This window comes from Nostoc sp. NMS8, assembly GCF_017115045.1.
Classification (GTDB): domain Bacteria; phylum Cyanobacteriota; class Cyanobacteriia; order Cyanobacteriales; family Nostocaceae; genus Nostoc.
In genome coordinates, this window is record NZ_JABXKK010000035.1 from 117740 (window position 1) to 135877 (window position 18138).

Annotated in this window: 14 protein-coding genes; 4 read left to right on the forward strand and 10 right to left on the reverse strand. The window is 42.5% G+C overall.

Annotated elements, in window-relative coordinates; all coding sequences use genetic code 11:
- The first annotated feature begins 355 nt into the window (after positions 1–355).
- Both HWQ39_RS05370 and HWQ39_RS05375 read left to right on the forward strand, forming a co-directional pair.
- Positions 356–2608, forward strand: coding sequence for a transglycosylase domain-containing protein (locus tag HWQ39_RS05370; protein ID WP_292842361.1), 2253 nt, complete (start codon positions 356–358; stop codon positions 2606–2608).
- Positions 2609–2791: 183 nt separating this feature from the next.
- On the forward strand, positions 2792–3022 hold the full coding sequence (locus tag HWQ39_RS05375) for a hypothetical protein (protein ID WP_292842363.1): 231 nt from the start codon (positions 2792–2794) through the stop codon (positions 3020–3022).
- A 54-nt stretch (positions 3023–3076) separates the two neighbouring features.
- Here the strand turns inward: HWQ39_RS05375 and HWQ39_RS05380 are convergent, their stop codons facing one another.
- The 7 genes from HWQ39_RS05380 to HWQ39_RS05410 form a co-directional block, all read right to left on the reverse strand.
- Positions 3077–3499, reverse strand: a complete 423-nt coding sequence (locus HWQ39_RS05380; protein ID WP_292842365.1) for a TerB family tellurite resistance protein — start codon at positions 3497–3499, stop codon at positions 3077–3079.
- Positions 3500–3556: 57 nt separating this feature from the next.
- Positions 3557–5002 (reverse strand): 16S rRNA (cytosine(967)-C(5))-methyltransferase, encoded by a 1446-nt coding sequence (locus HWQ39_RS05385; RefSeq protein ID WP_292842366.1) that lies wholly within the window; start codon positions 5000–5002, stop codon positions 3557–3559.
- Positions 5003–5047: 45 nt separating this feature from the next.
- The gene (locus HWQ39_RS05390; protein WP_292842368.1) at positions 5048–6505 is read right to left on the reverse strand and encodes a glycoside hydrolase 100 family protein; all 1458 of its coding nucleotides are present in this window, start codon (positions 6503–6505) and stop codon (positions 5048–5050) included.
- 877 nt (positions 6506–7382) lie between these two features.
- Positions 7383–9119, reverse strand: a complete 1737-nt coding sequence (locus HWQ39_RS05395; protein WP_292842370.1) for a DnaJ domain-containing protein — start codon at positions 9117–9119, stop codon at positions 7383–7385.
- Entirely contained in the window at positions 9103–9918 is an 816-nt protein-coding gene (locus HWQ39_RS05400; protein ID WP_292842372.1) for a hypothetical protein, read from the reverse strand. Before HWQ39_RS05400 ends, HWQ39_RS05395 begins: the two co-directional genes overlap by 17 nt.
- Positions 9919–10273: 355 nt before the next feature.
- Positions 10274–10693: a hypothetical protein gene (locus tag HWQ39_RS05405; protein WP_292842374.1), complete on the reverse strand. Its 420-nt coding sequence runs from the start codon at positions 10691–10693 to the stop codon at positions 10274–10276.
- Between the two features lie 47 nt (positions 10694–10740).
- Positions 10741–11589 (reverse strand): FAD-binding domain-containing protein, encoded by an 849-nt coding sequence (locus tag HWQ39_RS05410; protein WP_292842376.1) that lies wholly within the window; start codon positions 11587–11589, stop codon positions 10741–10743.
- Positions 11590–11914: 325 nt separating this feature from the next.
- On the opposite strand from HWQ39_RS05410, the gene HWQ39_RS05415 reads away from it, so the two are divergent.
- Complete coding sequence (locus HWQ39_RS05415; protein WP_292842378.1) at positions 11915–13600, forward strand: SulP family inorganic anion transporter; 1686 nt, start codon at positions 11915–11917, stop codon at positions 13598–13600.
- Between the two features lie 286 nt (positions 13601–13886).
- On the opposite strand, the gene HWQ39_RS05420 is transcribed toward HWQ39_RS05415, so the two are convergent.
- Positions 13887–14552: a pentapeptide repeat-containing protein gene (locus HWQ39_RS05420; protein ID WP_292842380.1), complete on the reverse strand. Its 666-nt coding sequence runs from the start codon at positions 14550–14552 to the stop codon at positions 13887–13889.
- A gap of 209 nt (positions 14553–14761) precedes the next feature.
- Positions 14762–15436 carry a cadmium resistance transporter gene (locus HWQ39_RS05425; RefSeq protein ID WP_292842382.1) on the reverse strand — a complete coding sequence of 225 codons (675 nt, stop codon included), beginning with the start codon at positions 15434–15436 and terminating at the stop codon, positions 14762–14764.
- Between the two features lie 548 nt (positions 15437–15984).
- On the opposite strand from HWQ39_RS05425, the gene HWQ39_RS05430 reads away from it, so the two are divergent.
- Entirely contained in the window at positions 15985–16452 is a 468-nt protein-coding gene (locus tag HWQ39_RS05430; RefSeq protein WP_179067769.1) for a Crp/Fnr family transcriptional regulator, read from the forward strand.
- Here HWQ39_RS05430 and HWQ39_RS05435 read toward each other — a convergent pair.
- On the reverse strand, positions 16439–17908 hold the full coding sequence (locus HWQ39_RS05435) for a cobyrinate a,c-diamide synthase (protein ID WP_292842385.1): 1470 nt from the start codon (positions 17906–17908) through the stop codon (positions 16439–16441). The two genes, HWQ39_RS05430 and HWQ39_RS05435, sit on opposite strands and share 14 nt — an antisense overlap.
- Positions 17909–18138: the final 230 nt, after the last annotated feature.

Here is an 18138-nt window from a genome sequence, read left to right on the forward strand (position 1 = left end):
TTTGCGGATACTTTGCTGCACCTGTTTCCGAAAATGTCAACAGTTATATTGCTAATATAAAAATTGCCAGCATTTTTACAAACCTAAATTAATCAAATCTAAAAAACATTATTTTTATGATGAATTTAGTTAATTAATTTATGGGATATTATACTAACACAAAGGTAGTGCTATAACCCCAAAGCTGATTGATAGTTAGTTGTATAGTTACTACTTTGAGCGAGGAACTGACGTGGGGAAGCTTACCTCCTGGTTCAAGCGAAGACCAACTAATTTGAGTGACTCTGGATAAGGAGGAACAAATGAGAGCTTACCACCAGCAAATCTGGCGCAGACGAGGCAGTTACCGAGCAAAATGAAAATTTTACCATCTAGGACGAAGGCCAATCGGTCAACTGGCAGTAAACCATTCTACCGCCGCTTATGGTTTTGGGCAGGCTTGGGTGTAGGTGGTGGAATAGTTGCTTTGATCTATGGCATCAATTCAATAGATCGGACTTTGCCAGATCAGTCCGAGTTGAATGCCGTACTCAGAGAGCAAACACTGACCATTAAAGCTGCTGATGGCAGCATATTACAACAACAAGGTGAAGCAACCAGAGAACAGCTAAAGCTGGAACAAATACCAGATAATTTAAAAAAAGCTTTCATCGCCTCAGAAGATAGAAGATTTAAACAACATAACGGAGTCGATCCGCAAGGGATTGTGAGAGCGGGTTTGAATAATTTGCGATCGCAAGGTGTGGTAGAAGGTGGTAGCACCATCACCCAACAACTAACGCGGATTCTGTTTTTGAAACAAGAACAGACAATCTGGCGCAAACTCAAAGAAGTCCGCCTAGCCCAAAAACTGGAGCAAGAATTAACTAAAGATCAGATTCTAGAGCGTTACCTGAATCTGGTTTATTTGGGATCTGGAGCTTACGGTGTGGCAGATGCAGCCTGGGTATATTTTAGTAAGTCGCCAGACCAACTTTCTCTAGCAGAAATGGCAACGATTGCGGGATTAGCCCCCGCTCCTAGCCTGTACGCTCCAGACAAAAATCCTGAAGCGGCAATCCGGCGGCGTAACCTAGTATTGTTACGGATGCAAGAAGATGGAGTTATTACCCCAGAACAAAGGCAAGTAGCCATCCAGGAGCCATTAACCCTCAAAAGCAGTTCGCCTAAACGAGTCCAAGTAGAATCACCCTACTTTACCAGCTACATTCAAAAAGAATTGCCGAAGTATGTTTCTGCTAACGTGCTAAAAAGTGGGGGTCTAGTAGTAGAAACCACACTCAACCCAAGTTGGCAGAAGGTGGCAGAAGAGGCAGTTGGGAAAACGTTGCGAAATCAAGGACGCTGGGAAAACTTTAAGCAAGCAGCAATGGTGGCCATTGACCCCCGCAGCGGTGAAATTAAGGCAATGGTGGGGGGAAAAGACTTTGGTAAAAACCAGTTTAATCGGGTTACTCAGGCACAAAGGCAGCCAGGATCGACATTTAAAGGGTTTGTGTATGCGACTGCGATCGCTAGCGGTAAAAGCCCCTACGATAGCTATGAGGATTCGCCCTTTGTCGTTGATGGCTATGAACCGAAAAACTATAGTGAAAACTTCCGGGGTTCAATGAACATGAGGGATGCCCTCACCCGCTCTGTTAATATTATTGCGGTGAAGGTGTTGATTGATGTGGGATTTACGCCCACGATTAAACTTGCCCATGATATGGGGATAAAATCTGAACTCAAGCCTACTTACTCCTTGGCTCTCGGCTCAAATGAAGTCAATCTACTAGAGTTGACTAGCGCTTATGGTAGTTTTGCTACTCAGGGATTGCACACAGAACCTCATGGTATTACCCGCATCCTCAACCGCCAAGGCAAAGTAATCTGGTCAGCTAATTTCAATTCCAAACGGGCCCTTGACGCTGACAGTGCCGCCATTATGACTTGGATGCTACGCAACGTTGTCGAGGCGGGAACTGGTGGTGCTGCCCAATTAGATAATAGACAAGTTGCAGGTAAAACCGGTACCTCAGACGAAGCCCGCGATTTATGGTTTATTGGCTACATTCCCCAGATGGTGACAGGAGTCTGGCTAGGTAACGATGATAACCGTCCCACAGATGGCAGTAGTAGTAGTGCCGCTTACACCTGGCACGAATTTATGGAAAAAGCGGTAGAGGGGATGCCAGTAGAAAAGTTTCCCAAACGACCCAAATTAGAAGGTCGCAAAGGCACAATCAAAGCCCAGTCCATCAAACCCAAACAAGTGCTAAATCGTTCTATTGCCTCTGATGATGACTCAGAAGGGGAAAGTGCGAGAAATTCTAATTCTGAGGATAGTGGTTCATCTCGGAGACGGAGAAACAGGAGGAGCTATTCTCAAGATGAACAGCAATCAAGCGATTCTACCCCAAGACGGAGAAGGCGCGATCACGGCGAATCAAATTCCAACTCTTCAGAAGAATCATCTACTCCACGGCGGCGAAGAAGAGTAGAATCTGATTCTGCCCCGCCTCGAAGAACTCGGTCAGAGTCGTCTCCTGGCAATAGTTCCGGTTCTTCAGGTTCTTCATCACCACAGCCAAGCTGGCGGGATAGACTTAGACCTCCTCAGCAATGAGGAAGGGGCATTGAAAAAAGGCAGAGGGGCAGGGTGCGGGGGGCGGAGGGGAAAACTCTTCTCCCTGCTCCCTGCTCTTTGCCATACAATAATTACTCAAAACTCAACTTCGGGGGGATGTTACGTGATACGCTCGTATTATAGTGTGTTAAGTACTGTTACCTAACCTTGGAGAATATAATCATGCATTTATTTTTTATGCAAACAGCAGCACCAGCTATAGATGCTGGCCCTCATTTTCCCGTGGCTTTTACTTTGGTGTATGTCGTTGGTTTTATTGCTGCTGTCACTATTGGGTCAATAGCTTGGTACAACTCAAAACGCCCCGCAGGTTGGGAAAGCAAAGAGCGTCCTGATTTTGTACCTGAGATTGAAAAAGAAGAAACTCCGGGTCTGGGTGAACCGAAGTCATAATTTAGTCATTGGTCATTGGTCATTAGTTATTAAACTTTTGACTTTTGACTATGATTAGTTTTGCACTTCAACCCAACGGCGGTAAAGCTTTTGAATTTGTTTGAGAAGTGCAGTATGAACTGGTTGAGTTGAGTCATTCTGCTTCGCTATATCCTGCAATTCCGTCAGTAGTCTGGCTTCTTCGACGGCCACTTCGCCATCGCTATAAATTAAGCCACTAATGGCTTCAATTAGACTTTCACAATCTTCAAGGCTGGGGCGATCGCCTAAATACTCCCGCACCCAGTCATAGCACTCTTTTGGCTGTACAGGAACTAATTCGTACAACCAAGGTTTAATTTCTGGGTCGTTAGCTAAACCTTTTGCTTGAGCTATTTCGCGGAGATATTGCCGCTCTTCTGCCTGGATTCTGCCATCGATCCAGGCTGCTCCAATCAGGATTTTTACTAAGTTTTTCACATTGGAAGGGGAAACCATTGCTGCCTCCTCTGGTAGATTCAGGCCTCCACCAAATCGTACAATCCCAAACAGTATTCATTCGGAATTATTGGTTTTTCTTAAGCGCACCATAAAAAACCCATCCATGTCTTGCCGATGCGGCCAGACTTTAAACCATCCTTGTGGCGCGATCTCGGCAGAATCAGGTAACTCAAGACCGTTGGGAGACTCAATTTGCCAATCAGGTGACTTAGCTAAAAATGCCGAAATTACTTGTTCATTTTCTGCTGGATGCAGTGTACAGGTGGCATAAACTAGTACACCACCAGGCTTGACAAAATTTGATGTATGTGTTAATAATTCTTGTTGCAGCACCGAAAGTTCTTGGACAGATTTTGGTGTCTGTCGCCAACGCGCATCAGCATGACGGTGCATGGTTCCCAAACCGGAACATGGAGCATCGAGTAATATGCGGTCTGCGATGTTTTGAAATTGGGTAAAATGACGACTGTCGCCAGTGTAAATTTGAATAGATTGTAAATTCAGCCGTTGAGAATTTTCTTGGAGTTTGCGAAGACGAGAAGAAGTGCGATCGCAAGCCCAAATTTTACCCTTATCCCCCATTAATTCGGCAATGTGGGTTGTTTTACCCCCTGGTGCAGCACAAACATCAATTACCACCTCACCTGGTTGGGGGTCGAGCAAATGACCTACTAACTGAGCGCTACTATCTTGTACAGTCCACCAACCTTCTTTGAAACCTGGTAGTTTTTGAATTGACCCAGTATTACCAATAAATCGTAAAGCTTGGGGTAAATGAGGAATTCGTTTCACCAAAATACCAGTAGATTGCAAAGCCGCCTCAACTTCTTCGATGGAAGTACGAAGAGGGTTGATACGCAAATCAATTGTTGGTGATTGGTTCATCCATTCACATAGTTTTTCTGTGTCGTCTAAACCCAGTTGTTCTAGCCAAACTTGAATAATCCAGTCAGGAAAGCTGTGTAAAATGCCCAAGCGTTCCACTGGGTTTTCTGGAAGTTGTAATGGATCGAAATAGGAAATTGGGGGCTGGGGAAGTAACAAAGAATCTTTTTCCTCTGCCCCTTTGCTCCTCTGCTCCCCTGCCCCTTTGCCCCCTTGCTCCATTGCTCCCCCTGATAATCTGAGATACTGGCGTAATAAACCGTTAACAAAACCTGTGAGTCCAGAAAAACCGTTTTCTTTAGCGAGTTGGACTGTGGTATTAACGGCAGCTGAGGCGGGAATACGCTCTTGATAACGCAGCTGGTAAAAGCCCAGATGTAAGATAGTGCGGAGGTCTTGAGGCTGTTGATGAGATTTCTTTTTAGCGAGTTGATCGATGAGAGTATCGAGGGTGCGTTGCCTTCTGACGCTCCCATAAACCAATTCTGTCACCAAACGGCGATCGCAATCAGCCAAATCAACTTTTTGCAGTACTCTATCTAGGGCAACATCAGCATAAGCCCCCTTATGAACATCTCGCAGGGCGATAAAAGCTAGTTGACGGGGGTTTTTCATGGAAACTTGATTCAGGAGTCAGAAGGCTTTTGTATTTTAACTTCCCTATCGAGACATATACGGGTCTACTACACTGGCAATTTCAAATTCACACGCTCTAGAAACCTGTTCTGCCGGTAATTTTCCAAAGCTGATTAATGGTAAATATGTCGGGTTTGCCATCAGTTCTTTTGCTAATAAGAACCCAGTAATTGTCCAAGTTTGATATTTCCTAGCTTGTTTCCCAATCAGTCGCCCTTTCTTACCGTCGTAATATTCTGGCCATTCATCTTCAATGAGACGTGGTTGGGCAATTTCAATCGCTTTTTGTGCAAGACTTGTTTTGTTAGTTTTCACAGCCGCAGCTGCCAACATCCACATTAAAACTGGCCAACTACCAGCATTATGGTAAGACCAAGGTATATTTTTAGGATCGCATCCAGTTACAATCCTGTATTCTTCATGTTCTAAAGCGGGGAAACAAATTTTCATTGGCATATCTCCCACCAAGTCATCCCATCGTTCTTCAATGAGAGTCATAATCGCTTGTGACTGTTCTTCGGTGGCTAAGTCGGAAATAATTGCCATTAAGTTTCCGAGCGAAAAGAAACGAGTATCTAGCTGTGACGGCCCAACATTACCTGCTAGATAACCACCTTTTTTAGGCAACCACTTATCTAATTCATAATAGGGAACAGAATCTACATATATGTTGAATAGATTAACAGCACCCTTGCCATATTCTTCACTTTTGAAGCGATAAATTGCATTCAAGCGATTAATATCTATCCAATAATGCTGTCGGATATGAGCGCATAAAAGAGGTAAACGGTTATCAATGGCTTCAACAATATCAGAGTTACCTTGACAAATTAGTAGTTCACGAGATGCACGTAATGCCGTGTAGAAAAGAACTTGTAGTTCTAGAGGATGCCCATAAATGCCCATACGACGGTCAATCATACAAGCGCCATCTGGAACCAACAGCGTTGGGTACATATCAAAACGATTGGCCAAGCAGATTTCCATGATTAACCTGATCCCATTTTGGAATTCAGGTTGATAGGCGAGAGAAAAATCTTCTGTGGCGACTACATAAGCACGCAATAAAATAATCCACCATAGACAAGAATCTACAGGTGTAACTCTAGCGATCGCATGTTCACCAAAGTCTGCTTCTAAAGATTCTTGCCCATTTTCTGATATCACTTTAAAGCTAGCTGGGATTAATCCTCGTCCTGGCTTATAGGCATCTAATGCCTTTTCTTTAGGCTGTAACTTTAAGGTTTCTTCTAAGAAATTACGAACAATATCGGTTCTACCTTTAATCAGAAAAATTAGAGCAGAAGAGACAAAATCTCGCACAAAGCACTGATCGTAATTGAGCGCTTCTACAGAGGCATCATAAGCGGCTACTGTCCCAACAGGGCGACCTTGATAATAGAGAATTGATTTTTCTAGTGCTATCCATGCTTCTTCCACTTCTTTTAAATTCTCAGTAGTTTCTAATTCGTTTAGGTGCATTGCCAGAATTACTCCATAAGGATCGTGAATTTGTGGTAGATGCGTCTTTATTTATTACTTTTGCTATTCTCAGCATAACAAAAACGATTCCTTGAATAGCAAAGATAATTTCTCAAAAAAATAATCAACTAACAAGGAATAAATTTGCTGATATTTATGCCACTTTATTGTTAGTTAATTGCTTGTAATCTATTACTGTTTTGGTGAATTATAGTTGTTGCTTTCCAGCCCAAGTAGTAACATTATTCCTAAAACAGTCACATAAGATATATTTTTAGATTATTTATTCTTCTGTTGTCTGTCCAGAATCATTGCTTTACCAAACAAAAACATATCTTCAGTGCTGTTTAGGAATTGTGTGAAGTTAAAACTGGTTACAGTATATTTACTTGAGCCGGATTGGTTTTTGACACTAAGAAGTCAGATTATTCCCCTATTAAATAACTTATAACTTTTTTTCAAAATATGCAATATGAATGCTCGAAAAACTTAATATGTCAATACTTCTCAAGGGTTAAATATATTACCCTGCTGACAGATGAAATGGGGTGTGTGAGTACCGCTTATAGGCAAAGCCTCGCTTATGGGTATTTCCATGCTCTGTATGGCAAGGAGATCGTGTCACTTTGACAGGGCTACATGCAATTCATATCTGCCGCTCTCTGCTTTCCATTCGGCAAATTCTTCAAAATTTATCGATTCTACTCAATGTTGAAACATAACACTAAGCTGTTACGTATACAACTTGCATTATCAGGGCAGGCTTTTCGCCCATCCCACAATCATATTGGAAAAATATTAGTGCAAATTAAAGGTGCAACAGCTTATCTCCTCAAATATTATTTATATTTTGACTAGCATCGATAAACTGCTAACTTTATGTTACCTGCTGGAATTCTTTATAAGCCTGATTAATTGCTTGCATTGAGGCTTTTGCAATTGTAGAACTATTAACATCAGGATGATACAATCTTGCTAATCGGCGGTAGGCAAGTTTAACAACATTGGGGCGATCGCTCTGATTTACGCCCAAGACTTCCCACCATTCCCCAGATAACCCAGAGTCGAGAGTAAATTCATTCCAAATCTTGATGTTTCCGCCATTAGCGCCACTTACCAGCGTTTTACCATCAGGGCTGAAAGCAACGGGATTACACCCAGAAAGATTTTGTAGTAATTCCCCAGTCTGGAGGTTCCAAAGTTTGATTGTACCGTCTCGGCTGGCACTGGCAAGGGTTTTTCCATCGGGGCTGATGGCAACAGACAAAACCGCCCCTGTGTGTCCAGTCAAAGTGGAAAGTAATTCTCCAGTTTGGAGATTCCACAGTCTAATTGTGGCGTCTGTGCTACCACTAATAAGAGTTTGACTGTTAAAACTGATGGCGACTGTATTCACTGCACCCAAATGTTCACTGAGAATATAGCGTTGTTCCCAAGTTTTGGTATCCCAAAGCCTAATAGTTTTATCGGCACTACCACTTGCAAGGATTTTACCATCGGGACTGATTGTGACAGACAAAATTGCGTCTGAGTGTCCATTCAAAGTGCGTTTTACTGTTCCCGTATAGCGTCCCCAAATTCTAATCCTTTTATCGGCAGCACCACTCGCAAGAATTGTTCCATCAGGACTGTAGGCTACTGAGTTAACAAAACCATTATGACTATAAGCAGAGTTTAAATAAAAGAATGTGCGGAGAAATTTTTTTGTGTCTATCTGCCAACTGCTGATTTTGCAATCGACACTACCACTTGCAATCTGCTGTCCATCAGGGCTGATAGCAACTGATAAAACTGCTTCTGCTTGTCCAGAGAATGTGTAAAGCCATTTTCCGGTTTTCAAATTCCACAAATTAACTTGTTTGTCATCACTGCCACTGATTAAGGTAGTACCATCAGGACTGATTGCGATCGCATTAACTGCCCCTAAGTGTCCCTTGAGTGTGCGTACACATCTCCAAGTTTCAGGTAGCTGGGTTGTAAGAGATATTTTTTCTGGTTCAATCTTGGGAGTAGAAGCTTTAGGCGTAACAAATTCTGATTTTTTATTGAATTTAGCCTTAAGTGCTTGTAACTCATCCTCGATTTCCAAACCAGCAAATTTTTGGTTGAGATCCTCACCAGATAAAAATACTTCTAATTCCATCACTGCTTCGGAATAGTAGCCCATCTGCAAAACTTTCTCTTCCATCCGCTCAAAAAGCTGTGCTGGAGTTTCGCTAATTCCAGATTCGTCTAACAGTTTGGCAATACCATAGGCGGCGAGTCCCACTACTGCACCAATTCCTGCCATTGGTACTGCACCAATCCCAAATGCTAGCCCTACTTTCGGTGCAACTAAACCCATACCACCGACGACACTATAAACACCAGCACCGCCGACTGCACCCATTCCCATTGTAGCGAAGGCAGCTGCATCTCCCTCTACTATGGCTTTAAAAGCGCCATAAGTAGCAGCCCCAGCTACAGCGCCAGCAGCCACTACAGGAGTTGTACCAATGCCAACAGCGCCAAATCCACCTGCTAGTCCCATCCCGCCTACCGTTGTGGAAACACCAACACCTGCAATGGTTCCGCCTGCAATAAATACTGCACCTGTTTTAGAGTTTTGTGTCATTGCCTAATGTTTTCTTGAAATTTTCTAGATTCATCAGATTTTGTCTGAGTACAGCTACTATTGCTTGCTGCTGTTGAAGCTGAGTTAGAAGAATAAGCACAATTTTATTTTGAACTTTTTTATTTACTACAGCTTGAAGGGCCAAATCATCATCATTGTTTCTCAAAGCTGTCTCAGCTTTTTCGTTCCAGTATTTAGCTTCTTTCTGGGCGTTTTCAAAATATTTCTCAATACTTTCTTGATTGGTAACGGCACTGTTCACAGCTTCTTGTGTCTCAAGAATAGCCTCTGATAAAAGCACTTTGCTGTCGTTTTTAGCTTTAGTTTGCTTTTTAGATTTAGGTGGTAGCAATAATGCTTCTTTCATCTGCTGTAATTCATCATCAACCCATACATCAATATCTTCATGTTCAAACTTAATGAATGTCGGTGAAAACTCACTGTTACTAGGCTTGCTACTTAAACTTAATACTTCATTTTGTGCTTCTGAAACCTTTTGCTCCCAAGATTTCAAACTACTTTTAATTGCGTCTACTTGTGGTTGTTGCTCCCCTACAAGCTTTTTTAGTCTACTAGCAATTGCTTGATATCGTTCCTTTTGGAATTTTGCTTGACTAATTAAATCCTGATTACTTCCTTGCATAGCAAGTTGATATTCTTGTTCCCATTTATCAGCTTCGGCTTGAGCTTTTGCATAGTCTCGTTGAGCAATTTCTTGGGCTACTCTGGAGTGGCTTGCTCCTTCGCGTAACTTTCGTAGGGCATCCTGTGATAATTGATTTTGGTCGTAAAGTCCCATAAACTTATCTGAGTAACCTTATTACTCAGAGCGTAGACTAATTTATACTGTTGCGTCTTCGTAAAAATTACTTAGTTACCTCATTACAAGGTTCTGCCTTGTAACGAGAAGTAATGCACATTTGTTTATAAAAAAAGTGAAGGTTGAAAACCGTACTTCGTCCCGCTACGCGAACGCCCGCAAGTGGCGCGTTCGCGGTAGCGTCTCGTAGAGAAAAAATCTTTCTGTCTCAAGGTAGGTAGAAACTCCACCCCTAGTGTCAGGCTTAGTTTAATTGCGAATTGCGAATTGATTTCATGTCTGTCAATGCGTAAGTCCTAAGGTTTTTAGCCTTAACCCAATTTGGGAGAAGGACTTAGGGTGAGGAAATATAATTTTGAGCCACTTTCCAATAGCGCGAGAACCGTTTCAGATCAATATAGCCGTCATAGTCAAAAAATGGTTCTACCTCTAGCACTTCTACTGCTATAGAAGGCTCCATTTGATTACAGATATCATTAAACCGGGGACTGGGACTATTGGGTGTGACAACTAAATTCGCATCATGTTCTTGAGCAAAAGCTAAAATTTCTTGTGCCACATTGCCACGACGAATAACAACGGGTAACTCTAACAAACATTCGTAGATAAAAGCGATGCGTTTGAGACTCAATTGCCATTCTTCTATCAAAGCCTCGTCCCAAACCCAAATAGCTGGCGCATCGGGGTATTTTTGTAATGCGGGATTATTTGGGCTAAGGCAGTCTCCATGTATCCAAACAATTGGTTTAGTCATTTGTCATTTGTCATCATTTTTCTCTTCTTTGTCCCCCTTGTCTTCCCCTACTTCTTCTTTCCACGCTGCCAACTTTGGCTGTTAGCTTGTTTGCTAAATTCGCCTTTGGGAAAAAGTCGCTGTTCTAATTCTTCATAACTGCCCTCAAAATCACAATGACCATAAAGCGGACATTTTTGGCAATAAACGCCTTTGGTGTAGCGTTCTAAATTCTCACGGTTGAAAAAATACGGTTTATGACTAAAAGTGCTAGCAACCCACTGCCATGACATATTATTACTAGCAGGATCTCCATCTAAAAGGTGTTCAAGAAACCACTTGGCTCCTGTTTGCCAACGAATACGCCGCCAATGGACAATGTAAGCTGCTAGCCACATTCGTGCGTGGTTATGTAAATAGCCAGTTTCTCTCAAATCACGGCTAAAGCTGTCGATGCAAACTCTGCCACTGGTTCCTTCTCTGATATCTTGCGGTAATTCGGGTGCATATTCGCTTACAGTGTAACCAGTTTTATACTCTTCCTGGTCTTTCCAGATTTCATTCCCTAACTTTATATACAACCGTTGCCAGTAGTCGCGCCAACCTAACTCGTTAATTAGTTTCGTAGCATCATCTTGGTGTTGTACTAGGTTTTGGACATAATCTCGAATTTCTCGCAAACTCAAAACTCCATAACGAATATAAGGCGAAAGTCGCGTGACTGCACCTGTGAAGAAATTACGTGTTTGGGCGTAGCGAACTGGGTCAATTTTTTGCAGCGTTTTTTGTGCGGCTTTGTGTCCCCCCACAGTTTCGCTGATGTGGCCATCGCGTTCTGCTGCACCTGGAAATTGTTCGCGCAGGTAAGCTAACAAATCATCGCGGTTGGTAAATTCGCGTTGCATATCTTTAGTCATGTGAACTTTGAAGGGTGGGAATAAATAAACAAAAAACCTATAAGTTAATTTATTATTGCGGATAAATATAAGCGATCGCTCTCAACCTTATGAGAGAATTTTTCCCTGCTAAAGAACTCTGTAGCGATCGCTAACTCTTGTATATACACTATATCTACTTTGTCAAGTCAACCTGCGCTTTTATTAATCGGCAAATAGGCTAACTTGAACCAAAACCCATACGCAATCAGGGAATTCTCGACAACCCTGATGAAATCTACCGAAAAGATGGAATAACATTTGTGTGTGCTTCAGCAAATTGTGTATAAGAGTTGAAAATGACGATATGGCAACATCTAATATCCTCAAAGAACCATTGCTTTTGCGCTTGAGTCGCTTGTTTGGTGGACTGCGTGGCGATTTGACGGGAGGACTAACAGCAGCAGTGGTAGCATTGCCTTTAGCTTTAGCCTTTGCGGTAGCCAGTGGTGTGGAACCAAAGGCGGGACTTTACACCGCAATTGTGGCGGGAATTGTCGCCGCAATTTTTGGTGGTTCGTCAGTACAGATTACAGGGCCAACAGGTGCAATGGCTGTAGTTTTGGTGGGAATTGTCGCCAAATACGGCCTTGAGAAAGTTTGGATTGCTGGGGTGATGGCTGGAATTATCCAGATTGCCTTGGGGGTTGCCAAACTAGGACAGTTAGTTAAGTTTATTCCTTATCCAGTGACGGCAGGTTTTACCAATGGTATTGCCGTCATTATTTTTTGTGGTCAGTTAAATAATTTCTTTGGTTTAAAATTACCACGTAGCGAACATTTTTTGTCGGGACTTTGGCAAAGTCTAACTCATGTAGAAGCTTTAAACTGGGCGGCTGTTGCCTTAGCAGTTGTGGTGATTGCCACCAATCTTTTATGGCCGAGGATCAATACGACAATACCAGGTTCTTTAGTGGGACTGGTGTTAGCAACTGCGATCGCTTCTGCTTTTCATCTAAATGTACCAACAATTGGCACAATTCCCCAATCTTTACCGATGCCTCAAGGTATTCCCCACTGGAATGATTTTAGTGTGATTCGAGAACTAATCAATCCGGCTTTGGCTTTAGCGGCACTGGGAAGTATTGAATCGTTGCTATCGGCGGTAGTGGCTGATGGCATGACAGTCAGCGAAAAACATAATAGCGATCGCGAATTAATTGGTCAAGGCTTGGCTAATATGATTGTGCCATTTTTTGGTGGCATCCCCGCCACAGGTGCGATCGCTCGGACTGCTGTGAATGTCCGTTCTGGCGGCAAAACCCGACTATCTGGGGTAATTCACGGACTTGCCTTAGCCATCATCGTTTTAACTTTAGCACCGCTAGCAGCACAGATTCCTTTAGCTGCACTCGCTGGCATTCTCATGGTGGTTAGTCTGCGGATGATTGAATGGGAAGCCATTGGTTTGTTGATGCGTGCTACCTACTCCGACTTTGCGGTGATGATTCTCACCTGGCTAGTGACAATCTTGTTTGACTTAGTTCTCGCCGTCGAAGTGGGATTGATTGCAGCCGGAGCCTTATTCATTAAACGGATGAGCGATTTAAGCTTAGTTAAAATACCTGAAACTGAAGTATTTCCCCCTGGTACGCCTCTAGAGTTAGGTAAAGAAATTGCCGTTTATCGGGTAGATGGCCCGGTATTTTTTGGTGCTGCTGAACGGTTTGCTACCTTCCTCCGCGATGAACCGGAAGTAAAGTATTTAATTCTGAGGTTGCGGTTTGTGCCAAATATGGACACAACTGGGTTAGTCGCCCTAGAGGATATTTATCATGACTTGGAACGGCACAATTGCCGCTTAATTCTCACAGGTTTACAACCCGAAGTCCAACAACTACTGGAACGTACAGGATTGTTAAGGACAATTGGGTTATCAAATTGTTTTGAAACAACCACAGAGGCGATTTGCTCTATCTCTCCTCAAATTGCATGTTCTCAACCTGTAGTAGCTAATTTGGAAACAAAAGAATTGATGGAATTAATTGACTAACAATATTTTGCCATTAAGAGAATGTTTGAAAAGTCGCAGAATATCCTAGAAAGCCCTCTGGGAAGAGGCTTTGATGTTACCAAAAATAATTACTTTTTAAATGTCCTCTCTATTTCTCCTCTCTCTGTGGTAGCCTGCGATAAGTACCTTTGTGTCTGCGTTTATTACTAATTACAAATTAATTAAAGCCTGATTCAGCTATGAATACAGGCTTTTGATGTTTGTTATTCAATTTGTACAATCATAAGGGCACAGCAATGCTGTGCCCCTACCGTGTGGTCTGTAATTACTGAATAGCGAATCCTTCTGGTCTGATTGCATCTTCCAAATCAACGCCCATCAGGTTAGCTCCCTGGATGTTTGCATTTGTGAGATTTGTATTTTCAAAGTCTGCGTTTTGTAAGTTAGCGGTTTGCAGATTTGCTCCCAGGAGGTTGGCTTTTTCTAGGTCTGCATCAAATAGGTTTGCTCCCACCAGGTTTGCTCCCAAAAGGTTTACTTTGCCTAAATCTGCTCCTTGAAAGTTAGCCCCTTGTAGGTTTGTTTGCTGCAAGTTAGCCCTTTCTAAGTCTGCATTCTGCAAGTTTGCACCCTTTAAGTTTGCTGCTTGCAGGTTTGCATCCTTTAACATTGCTCCAGCGAGGTTACAGCCGACACATTCATTGGTTTGTAATAAATGTCTAACGTTTGCTGCTACAGAGACTATTGGCGATATCGGTGATATGACTGGTACTGTCACAGGCTCCATTGGCGATATCGGTGATATCACTGGTGCGGTTATAGGCTTCATTAGTGATTCAACTGGAGCTAGTTCAGATTCCGCAGATATCGATGGTGTTAGTGTTTGCGCTCTAGCACTGGGCTGGATAAGCAGAGTAAATCCGGCTACAAATACCAGAAATACTGCTTTTACGAGCCACTGAGTTAATTTTTTAGAGTTTGATTGATTCATTAGTTCCTTCATAATCTGATTCCTATTGGTGGGCTTGCTTTTATAAGAGCCATCGATAATGTGCTTTATTCTCACTTTAGATAACTTGATTGATAAGAGCAAATATTATTGTTATTCATATTGATAAATTTAAGTGATTGATAAATCTTTTTGGATGGGAAACGATCGCTGATTTTTTGTTGACATCAGGAATTGCGATCGCCTCATACTTAGTTCCCAAGCATTGCCAGACTAGGTAAAAGTCGATATGTTTCACTTTTAATCAAGATGGAGAGTCCCAAGTAAATTAAGACAAAGGGGAAGATTTTTCGACCATAGCGAGTTAAAACGGGAGCCATGAGAGGATTACGAGTCAGGTTGTAAGAGAGAAAACACCATACCCCAACAGTGAAATAGCAAACACACAGAATTACGCCCAAACTTGGAAGATTGCTACTGGCAAACAACGGTACATAAATTCCAATGTTGTTTCCTCCATTGGCAATGGTGACACTGGAAACGCGGTAGGTTTGCGGATCGCGGATGGTTGCTAATAGTGATTTTTTCTGGCGTGCAGATTTTGCATGAGAGGTTAAATCAACTGATACCGCTTGTACTGTCTCTCCCTTTTCTTCTCGATTGATGAGATTACTGATACCAATGGCGACGGGAAGCAAACCCAGCAAACCAATCCAGGTAGTGGGAATAATCAGACCACCGAAGAATCCAGGCAGACTAGCAAACACTAAGGCTGTAAATCCCAGAAATTCACCGATAACAACATGTTTTGGACGAAAGCTGCGATTGACTTTCCCGAAGAAAGCCGTCAAATATAAGTTATCGTCAAAGGTGGTTGCAAAAGCAGCAGAGATTCCAATAATTAACGTACTAATTAGCCAACTCATAATTCTTACTCACAGTAATTCAATGCTGTTTTTCTTAGTCCTTCTCTGCTTCTGCCAATGAGAGCAGTTAAGGAAATTTTGTGACTGTTTTACCTAACGACAACTGATCGATATTCGTTGTTAATCAGCCAATAAACCAATTTTTAGAGGCGATGCCTAATCAAATTGGTACTTTTTTCTCAGCAAGGTACCTTGGGAGCTCATGGAGTCAATATTATGGCTTTCAAGGAAATAAGATCAAATACTCTTGTTTTTTAAAAGGATAAATAAAAGTGATTGACAACTGTACCATAAGTGACGAAAACACTTCCGGCTAAACCGCATCGGGAAAAGTAGCAGTTCGTCATACCGAATACTGAGTTAATATCTGAGAAGTTTAGGCGCGTAGTTTACCGCCGTAGGCATCGCTCCTATAGAAGAGAAACCCTGATCAAATGCTAAAGGCTGGGATATTCTTGGCGACTAGCATTTAACATCGGTTAAGATAATTAATTGCCCTCAACTTCAGTTTTGAGATGTTCACTAATGTTGAATTTTAACTTGTAATTATGCTAACCAGTGTTGACCGTTTATTATTTGTCCGGCGAGTCCCGATTTTTAAGGAATTGCGGGATGATTTTATTGTGCGGCTCACTTCAGTGATGAACGAATTGTCATTTCCAGCTAATTACACCATCTTTCGACAGGGAGAAGAAGGGCGATCGCTCTATATTGTGGTGTCAGGTCGAGTTAAAGTTCATATTGGAAATAAACAACTTGCAGAAGTGGAGCAGGGAAAATACTTTGGTGAGATGGCAGTATTTGATACTCAACCTCGATCCGCCACTGCCACGACTTTAGAACCTTGTGAATTTTTAGAACTGACACAAGAGCAACTTTATGATGCGATCGAAGAAACTCCCGAAATCGCGGTGAATATCATTCGTGAGTTATCCCGTCTAATTCGCAGATTGAATGACGACATGAGTGTAACGAATCCCCCGCGAACAAATCCGGGGGTTTTTAGCAGAGAGTAAGATCGGCACTCATTTCTGAACCCATAATTTCAGCTTTCAAAGATGCTACTTTCAGACATTCTTTAAGAAACTGCTGGGGAATCTCTACACTTTCTCCCCAATGCAGATGCACATAAGAGGCATGAACATTTGCAGGCAAACCCCATCCCTCGTATCCCATATTTTCGTCACAGTCGTAGCGAGAAGTTGCAAATAAGGACTGAGTGGGAGTTGAGGTTAAATGGGAACGATGAAACTCATGTCCGTAAACAGTTGTACCTGTATTCACTAACAGATTATCTTGCAAAGCTACTGCCCGACGATACCCCAAAGTTAAACGCCCACCCATCACAGCAGATGTTGGTAAAACTCCCGCCATTGGCCAAGATTTACCCTCAAAATCGACAATTTGCTCACACAAATACATCAATCCGCCGCATTCGGCAATTGTAGGTATTCCTTTAAGTATCGCCGTTTTCACTGCATCACGAGCGCTGGTATTTTCTGCTAGTTGCTGGGCAAAAACTTCCGGGAAACCACCGCCAAAATACATTCCCTGGATATCTTTTGGGATGTCAGCATCCTCTAATGGACTCCAGAAAAGTAGTTCTGCGCCAAGCTGTTGCAGCAAATCGAGATTATCTTGGTAGTAAAAATTAAAAGCGCGATCGCGGGCTACTGCAATTTTAACTGGCGATGAGGAAGATGGGGGAGATGAGGGAGGTGAGGCGAGAGGTTTTGATTCTAATAAAGGTAATAAGCGTTGCCAGTCGAAGCAAGTATCTCCTAAATCGGCGAGGCGATCAATTAAAGCATTGAGTTCGGGGAGTTCGGCGGTGGGTACTAAACCCAAGTGGCGATCGGGAATTGTGATGTTATCTTGACGCCGCAGTACGCCGAGAATGGGTAGTTGTAAGGGTTCTAGGGAATCTTTGAGGAGAGAGAGATGGCGATCGCTCCCGACGCGATTTAACACTACCCCAGCTATTTTAATTCGGGGATCAAAAGATCGATAGCCGTGAGCGATCGCAGCCACAGAACCAGATAAACGACTACAATCAATCACCAACACCACAGGCAAATCTAAAAGTCGCGCAATGTGTGCCGTACTCGCAAAATCTGTAATTTGTCCTTTGTCATTTGTCATTTGTCCTTTGTTTTTTACAAATGACAAATGATTAGTGACCAATGACGAAACTCCATCAAATAATCCCATCACCCCTTCCACGAGGGCATATTCACTCAGTTGACTATGACGGGTAAAACATTGCTGAATGTAGGTTTCAGAAGTCAGCACGGGGTCTAAATTACGACAAGCTAGACCGGTTACGTGTTGATGAAACATCGGATCAATGTAGTCTGGGCCTACCTTGAAAGATTGTACCAAGCGATCGCGACGGCGTAAAGATGTTAAAAGGGTGAGCGTGACTGTTGTCTTACCCACCCCACTACGTTCCCCAGCAATGACTAAAGCCATAAATGAAACAAATTAGGTTTTGATGCAGCAACTATTTTGACTATTAACTGTGTGTCTATCGTCGCTTTTTTCAAAAGCAGATGCACCAGTTTCTCAAACCGACTTACTCAAACTTATACCAATAAGAAACAAGAAAACCAGCCAATTAGGGGAGTTAGGCTGAAAACAGTCTGTCTTATAGTTGGAGATTTGCCGAGACTCACTTAGGAACTTGTATTTAGCAAAAACTG

Bases quoted from the DNA above. Each gene is read 5' to 3' on its own strand.
- HWQ39_RS05390 (WP_292842368.1), bottom strand. From the start codon at position 6,505: ATGCACCTAAACGAATTAGAAACTACTGAGAATTTAAAAGAAGTGGAA.
- HWQ39_RS05370 (WP_292842361.1), top strand. From the start codon at position 356: ATGAAAATTTTACCATCTAGGACGAAGGCCAATCGGTCAACTGGCAGT.
- HWQ39_RS05385 (WP_292842366.1), bottom strand. From the start codon at position 5,002: ATGAAAAACCCCCGTCAACTAGCTTTTATCGCCCTGCGAGATGTTCAT.
- HWQ39_RS05395 (WP_292842370.1), bottom strand. From the start codon at position 9,119: ATGACACAAAACTCTAAAACAGGTGCAGTATTTATTGCAGGCGGAACC.
- HWQ39_RS05430 (WP_179067769.1), top strand. From the start codon at position 15,985: ATGCTAACCAGTGTTGACCGTTTATTATTTGTCCGGCGAGTCCCGATT.
- HWQ39_RS05410 (WP_292842376.1), bottom strand. From the start codon at position 11,589: ATGACTAAAGATATGCAACGCGAATTTACCAACCGCGATGATTTGTTA.
- HWQ39_RS05405 (WP_292842374.1), bottom strand. From the start codon at position 10,693: ATGACTAAACCAATTGTTTGGATACATGGAGACTGCCTTAGCCCAAAT.
- HWQ39_RS05415 (WP_292842378.1), top strand. From the start codon at position 11,915: ATGGCAACATCTAATATCCTCAAAGAACCATTGCTTTTGCGCTTGAGT.
- HWQ39_RS05420 (WP_292842380.1), bottom strand. From the start codon at position 14,552: ATGAATCAATCAAACTCTAAAAAATTAACTCAGTGGCTCGTAAAAGCA.
- HWQ39_RS05380 (WP_292842365.1), bottom strand. From the start codon at position 3,499: ATGGTTTCCCCTTCCAATGTGAAAAACTTAGTAAAAATCCTGATTGGA.
- HWQ39_RS05435 (WP_292842385.1), bottom strand. From the start codon at position 17,908: ATGGCTTTAGTCATTGCTGGGGAACGTAGTGGGGTGGGTAAGACAACA.
- HWQ39_RS05375 (WP_292842363.1), top strand. From the start codon at position 2,792: ATGCATTTATTTTTTATGCAAACAGCAGCACCAGCTATAGATGCTGGC.
- HWQ39_RS05400 (WP_292842372.1), bottom strand. From the start codon at position 9,918: ATGGGACTTTACGACCAAAATCAATTATCACAGGATGCCCTACGAAAG.
- HWQ39_RS05425 (WP_292842382.1), bottom strand. From the start codon at position 15,436: ATGAGTTGGCTAATTAGTACGTTAATTATTGGAATCTCTGCTGCTTTT.